The 6,483-nt window shown below is 29.1% G+C and carries 7 protein-coding genes and 3 tRNA genes; 9 read left to right on the forward strand and 1 reads right to left on the reverse strand.

The annotated features are described in order from the left end of the window. Nucleotides 1-220 precede the first annotated feature (220 nt). The 4 genes from GIL12_RS09625 to ctlX are packed head-to-tail and all read left to right on the forward strand — an operon-like array spanning nt 221 to nt 4,056. Nucleotides 221-1,534 carry a thymidine phosphorylase gene (locus GIL12_RS09625; RefSeq protein ID WP_163470265.1) on the forward strand — a complete coding sequence of 438 codons (1,314 nt, stop codon included), beginning with the start codon at nt 221-223 and terminating at the stop codon, nt 1,532-1,534. 26 nt (nt 1,535-1,560) lie between these two features. Continuing rightward, nucleotides 1,561-2,721 (forward strand): phosphopentomutase, encoded by a 1,161-nt coding sequence (locus GIL12_RS09630; protein ID WP_163470266.1) that lies wholly within the window; start codon nt 1,561-1,563, stop codon nt 2,719-2,721. A gap of 9 nt (nt 2,722-2,730) precedes the next feature. Continuing rightward, nucleotides 2,731-3,123 carry a cytidine deaminase gene (gene cdd / locus GIL12_RS09635; protein WP_163470267.1) on the forward strand — a complete coding sequence of 131 codons (393 nt, stop codon included), beginning with the start codon at nt 2,731-2,733 and terminating at the stop codon, nt 3,121-3,123. Between the two features lie 27 nt (nt 3,124-3,150). Beyond that, nucleotides 3,151-4,056, forward strand: a complete 906-nt coding sequence (ctlX, locus tag GIL12_RS09640; protein ID WP_163470268.1) for a citrulline utilization hydrolase CtlX — start codon at nt 3,151-3,153, stop codon at nt 4,054-4,056. A 1-nt stretch (nt 4,057) separates the two neighbouring features. Here the strand turns inward: ctlX and GIL12_RS09645 are convergent, their stop codons facing one another. Next, nucleotides 4,058-4,948 carry a DMT family transporter gene (locus GIL12_RS09645; protein WP_163470269.1) on the reverse strand — a complete coding sequence of 297 codons (891 nt, stop codon included), beginning with the start codon at nt 4,946-4,948 and terminating at the stop codon, nt 4,058-4,060. A gap of 160 nt (nt 4,949-5,108) precedes the next feature. Between GIL12_RS09645 and GIL12_RS09650 the strand changes: the two genes are divergently transcribed. The 5 genes from GIL12_RS09650 to GIL12_RS09670 form a co-directional block, all read left to right on the forward strand. Beyond that, complete coding sequence (locus GIL12_RS09650) at nt 5,109-5,936, forward strand: radical SAM protein (RefSeq protein ID WP_163470270.1); 828 nt, start codon at nt 5,109-5,111, stop codon at nt 5,934-5,936. A 71-nt stretch (nt 5,937-6,007) separates the two neighbouring features. Then, nucleotides 6,008-6,083 (forward strand) — tRNA-Thr (locus GIL12_RS09655). A gap of 8 nt (nt 6,084-6,091) precedes the next feature. After that, a tRNA-Glu gene (locus GIL12_RS09660) sits at nt 6,092-6,166 on the forward strand. A gap of 17 nt (nt 6,167-6,183) precedes the next feature. Next, nucleotides 6,184-6,268 (forward strand) — tRNA-Tyr (locus GIL12_RS09665). Between the two features lie 107 nt (nt 6,269-6,375). Beyond that, nucleotides 6,376-6,483 (forward strand): GTP-binding protein (locus tag GIL12_RS09670; RefSeq protein WP_163468048.1); only part of this gene is annotated, 108 nt, incomplete at its 3' end.

Consider the following 6,483-nt stretch of genomic DNA (forward strand, 5'->3'; position numbering starts at 1 on the left):
CCTTTCTTTTGGTGTCGCAACTTAATTGTAACGGATTTTTTTATTTGTCTCAATTTTTTTTTGCAAAAAATAAAGGCATTAGTATTTTTACAAATACCAACACCAAATATTATAGACCCAATAAAAATAAGAAAAGCAGGTAAATTATAGACCTGCTTTTTATTTTAATGAAATATGTACTATAATTAAAGAAGATAGATAAATATAGGAGGTTTTTATTATGAGAGCAGTGGATATAATACAAAATAAAAGAGATGGGAAAATACTTTCCAAGGAAGAAATTAGTTTTTTCTTAGACGGATACTTAAATGAAAAAATTCCAGATTATCAAATGTCAGCCTTCTTAATGGCAGTTTATTTTAAAGGAATGTGTAAAGAAGAATTGGAAATCTTTACAGAAAAAATGGTAAATAGTGGGGAAAGTATAAAATTTACTGGTGTTGAAAATTTTTTAATAGATAAACATTCAACAGGTGGTGTAGGGGATAAAACAACAATAGCCTTAGCTGGTTTATTTGCTAGTTTCAATATAGGAACAGCTAAACTTTCTGGAAGAGGTTTAGGTCATACAGGGGGAACAATAGATAAATTTGAGTCTATAAAGGGCTTTACTTTCCCAAAATCAAAGGAAGAATTAATAAAAATGACAAATATTACAGGAACTGGCATTATGGAAGCTTCAAATAAAATAGTTCCTTTGGATAAAAAGATTTATGCTTTAAGGGATGTAACAGCTACAGTTCAGAGTATACCATTAATTGCTAGCTCAATAATGAGTAAAAAATTAGCAATTTATTCAGATGGATTGATTTTAGATGTGAAAGTTGGCTCTGGAGCCTTTATGAAAAATATAGACTCAGCAAGACAACTTGCAAAGTCCATGTTGGATATAGGGGAAGGTTTTAAAAGAAAGGTTGCAGCAGTTTTAACTAATATGGATGAGCCTCTTGGGTTAGCAGTTGGAAACTCAAATGAAGTTATAGAAGCAATAGAAACTCTCAAAGGGAGAGGTCCTAAGGATTTCACAGAATTGGTGGAAACTTTAACTGCTGTAGCTTTAATGATAAAAGGAGATGTTAAAGATTTAGAAGAGGGAAAGAAAAAAGTTAGAGAAGTTATAGAATCAGGAAAAGCAATTAAACATCTAAAGGATTTTATAGAATATGCAGGGGGAGATCCTAATCTAACAGAGGATTATTCATTGTTACCTAGAGCAAAGTACGAATATTTAATTAAATCAGGTAAGTCAGGATGGGTTCAAGGAATAGAAGCTGAAAAAATTGGAAAAGCAGGGATGGTTTTAGGAGCAGGAAGAGAGACTAAAGAAGAGGTTATAGATCATTCTGTGGGAGTTATTCTTTGTAAAAAAACAGGAGACCCTGTTAAAAAAGGAGAAGTTCTAGGAAAACTGCAATATAATAATGAGAAAAATTTAGATACATCAATAAATTTTATAAAGGAAGCCTTTACTATTTCTGATAAAAAAACTTTAGAAAAAAAGGTTATATTTGAAATTCATACTGTGAATATATAAAAATAATAAAATTAAGGGAGAATACAATGAACACTATAAAAAGAGTTATAATGATCATACTAGATAGTGCAGGAGTTGGAGAGTTACCTGACGCTAAATTATTTGGAGATGTAGGATCGAATACTTTAGCACATATTGGAGAAATAACAGGGGGACTAAATTTACCAAATATGGGAAAATTAGGCTTAGGTAATATTATTAATATAAAGGGAGTATCAAGAACAGATCATCCAATTGGGCTCTATGGGAAAGCAAGAGAGCTAGCTAAAGGGAAGGACACAACAACAGGGCACTGGGAAATAGCAGGGCTTGTGACAGAAAATCCCTTTCCAACTTATCCAAATGGATTTCCTAAAAGCACAATAGAAGAATTTGAAAGAAGAACAGGAAGAAAAATATTATGTAACTTACCCTATTCAGGAACAGAGGTAATAAATGATTATGGGGATAAAGCAAGTGAAAATGGAGACTATATAGTATACACAAGTGCTGATCCAGTTTTTCAAATAGCAGCTCATGAAGAAAAAATTCCCCTAGATGAACTATATAAAGCTTGTAAAATAGCACTTGAAATATGTAATGAAAAATCTCCAGTTGCAAGGGTAATAGCAAGACCATTTATTGGAGAAAATGGAAATTATACAAGAACCTCAAATAGGCATGATTTTTCAGTTCTACCCCTAGGAAGGACTCTTTTAGATGATTTAAAGGAAAATAATTTAGATGTAGTTGGAATAGGTAAAATAAATGATATTTTTGCAGGTAAAGGAATAACAGAAAATAAGGGAAGTAATAGGGATAATCTAGATGGAATTATGAAAACAATAGCTGCTATAAAAGAAAATACAAAGGGATTAATTTTCACAAATTTAGTTGATTTTGATTCAAAGTATGGACACAGGAGAAATGCTTTGGGATATAAGGAAGCTTTAGAAGAATTTGATGGATATATTCCTGAAATTATTGAGAATATGAAAGACTCAGATTTGTTAATAATTTCAGCAGACCATGGATGTGATCCTACATTTAAAGGAACAGATCATACAAGGGAATATATACCTATTTTAGCCTATTCAAAAGATATTAAAAGTGGTAATATAGGAACGAGGGAAAGTTTTTCTGATATAGCAGATACAATAAAAAAATTATTAATAGGAAAAGAAAGCAAGTATAGCTTTATAAAATAGGGAGGATATATGGGTGAAAAACAAATATTATCTTATATTGAAACAGCAATAATAGCTAGAGAAAATGCTTATGCTAAATATTCTAATTTTAAGGTTGGAGCTATTGTTGTGGATGAAAATAATAATATATATAAAGGTGTAAATGTTGAAAATGGTTCCTATGGCTTGTCCAATTGTGCAGAAAGAAGTGCTGTATTTTCAGGAATTTCCAATGGAATGAAAAAAATAAAAGTTATTTGTATAGTTGCAGATACAAAGGAACCTGTGTCACCTTGCGGAGCATGTAGACAGGTTATAAGGGAATTTTCAAACAATGAAACTATTATTATTTTAGCTAATTTAAACAAAGATTATAAATTATATACAATAGAAGAACTACTTCCTTATGCTTTTAAATTATAAAAGAAATTTAAAAAATCAGGAGGAAAAATGACAAGGCAGTTAACAAATAGAATTTTTATGGTTAGACCAATAGGATTTAATTATAACAAGGAAACAGCAAAGGATAATATTTACCAAAATACTGGAGATTTAAGTGAAGAGGAAATTCAAAAAAAAGCCTTAGAGGAATTTGATTTATTTGTAGATAAACTAAAGGAAAATGGAATTCAAGTAAACATTGCCCAAGATACTTTACTTGAAAAAACACCAGATAGTATATTTCCAAATAATTGGTTTAGTTCCCATGAAAATTCATTAGTTCTTTATCCTATGTATACTAAAAATAGAAGAGAAGAAGTGAAAAAATTTAAAGAATATTTATTTAATATAATAGGGAAAGATAAAGTTAAAGTGGTTGATTATAGTTATAAAGTTAAAGAAAATATTTTTTTAGAGGGAACAGGAAGTGTAGTTTTAGATAGAAAATCTAAAAAGGCTTATTGTTGTATCTCTAAAAGATCAAATAAAAAATTGTTTTTAAAATGTTGCAAGAATTTAGGGTATAAAGCTATTCCTTTTGAAGCTAAACAAGATGGGGTTCCTATTTACCATACAAATGTTTTAATGGGAATAGGGGATAAAGTTGCCATTGTATGCTTAGAGGCCATTATAAGTCTAAGGGAAAGGGAAATGGTTAGAAATGAATTATTAGGTTCAGGTAAAAAAGTAGTGGAGATTTCATTAAATCAAGTGAAAAATTATTTGGGAAATATTTTGGAACTTAAAGGAAAAGTTGGAAATTTTATGGTAATGTCTCAAACAGCCTATAATATTTTAACTAAAAAACAAAAGGAAGAAATATTAAAACACACTAAAATAATTACAAGTGACGTAAAAACAATTGAATATTATGGTGGGGGCTCTGTTAGATGTATGATAGGTGAAATTTTTTAATTTAAAAAAAGAAAATTGAAATTCCGATAATAGAAATAAAGGCACCAACTATTTCATATTTTTTTATTTTTTCTTTAAAGAGAATAATGGATATGGGAATTATTAATATTGGACTAATTGAAGATATTGTTGAGGCAATAGAAGCATTTGAATATTTGAAAGATTCAACAAGTGCAGCAATCCCAAAAATTGAAGTAAAAGTACCACAATATATAAAAAACATATTATTATGATTTTTTAGGACAAGAAGTAATTCTTGTCCTCTTTTTTGTATAATAATTAAAGTTCCAAATCCCATAATAGCAGCTATAAGTCTAATTTGAGTTGTTGCCAGGGAATCATAGGAAGATGAACCAAGTTTAGTTAAAATGATTCCTAGAGATTGTCCTATAGTGGCTAAAAAAGCGTAAAGTAATCTCTTGGGAGAAAAATTGCAAGATAATTTATTTTTAGAATTATTTGGTTTTAGGATAACGATAATAACTCCTAAACAAGTTATAAGTATAGCTCCTATTTGAAAAATAGACAGCTCTACTCCTAAAAAAATAAAATCAATTAATGCTACAACTATAGGGGATAAAGTCATTATTAACATTGTGATTCTAGCACCAACTTGGACATAAGCTTTAAAAAGAAAAAAATCTCCAAGAAACATTCCAATAAATCCTGAAAGTAAAAGTAATCCCAAGTCATTTAAAGGTACATCAAGTGGAAAAAAAAGATGTCTTTTGGTGAATAGACACACAATTCCAATCATAAATGTTCCTATGCAAACTCTTAAAAAGTTTACAATTTGAGGATGTGTTTTTCTAGCTACATTTTCAAATATTAACGATGAACTAGTCCAACAAAAAGCTGTAAATAAAGCTAATAATTCTCCATAAAATTTCATAATGCCTCCCTATATAAGGTAACTAATATTATATTACCTTATAAATAATTAATAGTCAATTAGATATAAGTGTAGTAGTACAATTTTAAAAAATTCTAACACTATATTTTGAAATTAGTATATAATTTAAAGTAAGTTTAATATTAAAGGAGTGAAAATTATGTATAAATATTTATTTGGACCAGTTCCTTCAAGAAGATTGGGAAAATCATTAGGAATAGATGTAGTTAATTCTAAAACTTGTAATATGAATTGTGTGTTTTGTGAATGTGGACTAACTAAAGAATTTATTAAGGAAAGAAAGAGTTATATAAATTTGGAGGAAATGAAGAAAGAAGTTCTTCATGCTTTGGAAAACATAGATTTTGATTGTATAACTTTATCTGGAAGTGGAGAACCAACATTGAACAAAGATTTAAAAGAAATAATAAATTGGTTGAAAAAAACAACTAATAAGAAAATAGTTTTAATTACAAATTCAGGATTACTTTGGAAAAAAGAATTAAGAGAAGATATAAAAAATTTAGACGTAATATTACCTACAATAAATACTGTATATAATTCTACTTTTAAAAAAATTAATAGAGCTTATGAAGAATTGGATATTTCCCAAATAAAAAAAGGCTTAAAAGCTTTAGGGGAAGAATTTAATGGGGAAATTTTATTAGAGACTTTTATTATAGAGGGGATAAATAATACAAAAAAAGAATTAGATGGATTAGCAGAATTTTTAAATTCAATTAAATATGGGAAACTTCAATTAAATACATTGGATAGAAAAGGAACTGAAGCATGGGTAAAACCTGCATCTAAAGAGTCACTATTAAAAATAAAAAATTATTTAGAGTTAAAAAATGTAAAAAATGTTGAAATTATTGGGAAATTTAAAACAGAAGAAAAAATAGAAAAAAATATAGAACTATTGAAAAATATGAAATCCAAAAGAAATTATAGTGAAGAAGAATTGAGAGGAATATTTTTAAAATAAAAATTTTAAAAATAAGAAAATAAATGTTGACAAAAAATAGGAAATAGATTATAATCATTCTTGTGTGTGATGCCGCTTTAGCTCATCTGGTAGAGCAACTGACTTGTAATCAGTAGGTGACTGGTTCGATTCCGGTAAGCGGCACCATTATTTTTGCCCCGTTCGTTCAACGGTTAGGACATCAGATTTTCACTCTGAAGACAGGGGTTCGATTCCCCTACGGGGTACCATAACAATTTAATACTGTGGTGAGGTTCCCGAGTGGCCAAAGGGAGCAGACTGTAAATCTGCCAGCTCAGCTTTCGAAGGTTCAAATCCTTCCCTCACCACCACTCAAAAACTACACTATCAAAAAAACCAGGAAAGTGTGGCTTTTTTTTTAAATATAAGGTAAAATAAAATATCTGAACAATAAAATAAAAAAATTTAGGAGGACAAAATGGCAAAAGCAAAATTTGACAGAAGTAAAACCCATGTAAATATTGGTACAATAGGACATGTCGATCACGGTAAAACAACTACAACAGCAGCAATCTCAAAGGTACTA

This window comes from Fusobacterium sp. IOR10, from assembly GCF_010367435.1.
Classification (GTDB): Bacteria; Fusobacteriota; Fusobacteriia; order Fusobacteriales; family Fusobacteriaceae; genus Fusobacterium_B.

Bases quoted from the DNA above. Each gene is read 5' to 3' on its own strand.
- GIL12_RS09625 (WP_163470265.1), top strand. From the start codon at position 221: ATGAGAGCAGTGGATATAATACAAAATAAAAGAGATGGGAAAATACTT.
- GIL12_RS09630 (WP_163470266.1), top strand. From the start codon at position 1,561: ATGAACACTATAAAAAGAGTTATAATGATCATACTAGATAGTGCAGGA.
- cdd (WP_163470267.1), top strand. From the start codon at position 2,731: ATGGGTGAAAAACAAATATTATCTTATATTGAAACAGCAATAATAGCT.
- ctlX (WP_163470268.1), top strand. From the start codon at position 3,151: ATGACAAGGCAGTTAACAAATAGAATTTTTATGGTTAGACCAATAGGA.
- GIL12_RS09645 (WP_163470269.1), bottom strand. From the start codon at position 4,948: ATGAAATTTTATGGAGAATTATTAGCTTTATTTACAGCTTTTTGTTGG.
- GIL12_RS09650 (WP_163470270.1), top strand. From the start codon at position 5,109: ATGTATAAATATTTATTTGGACCAGTTCCTTCAAGAAGATTGGGAAAA.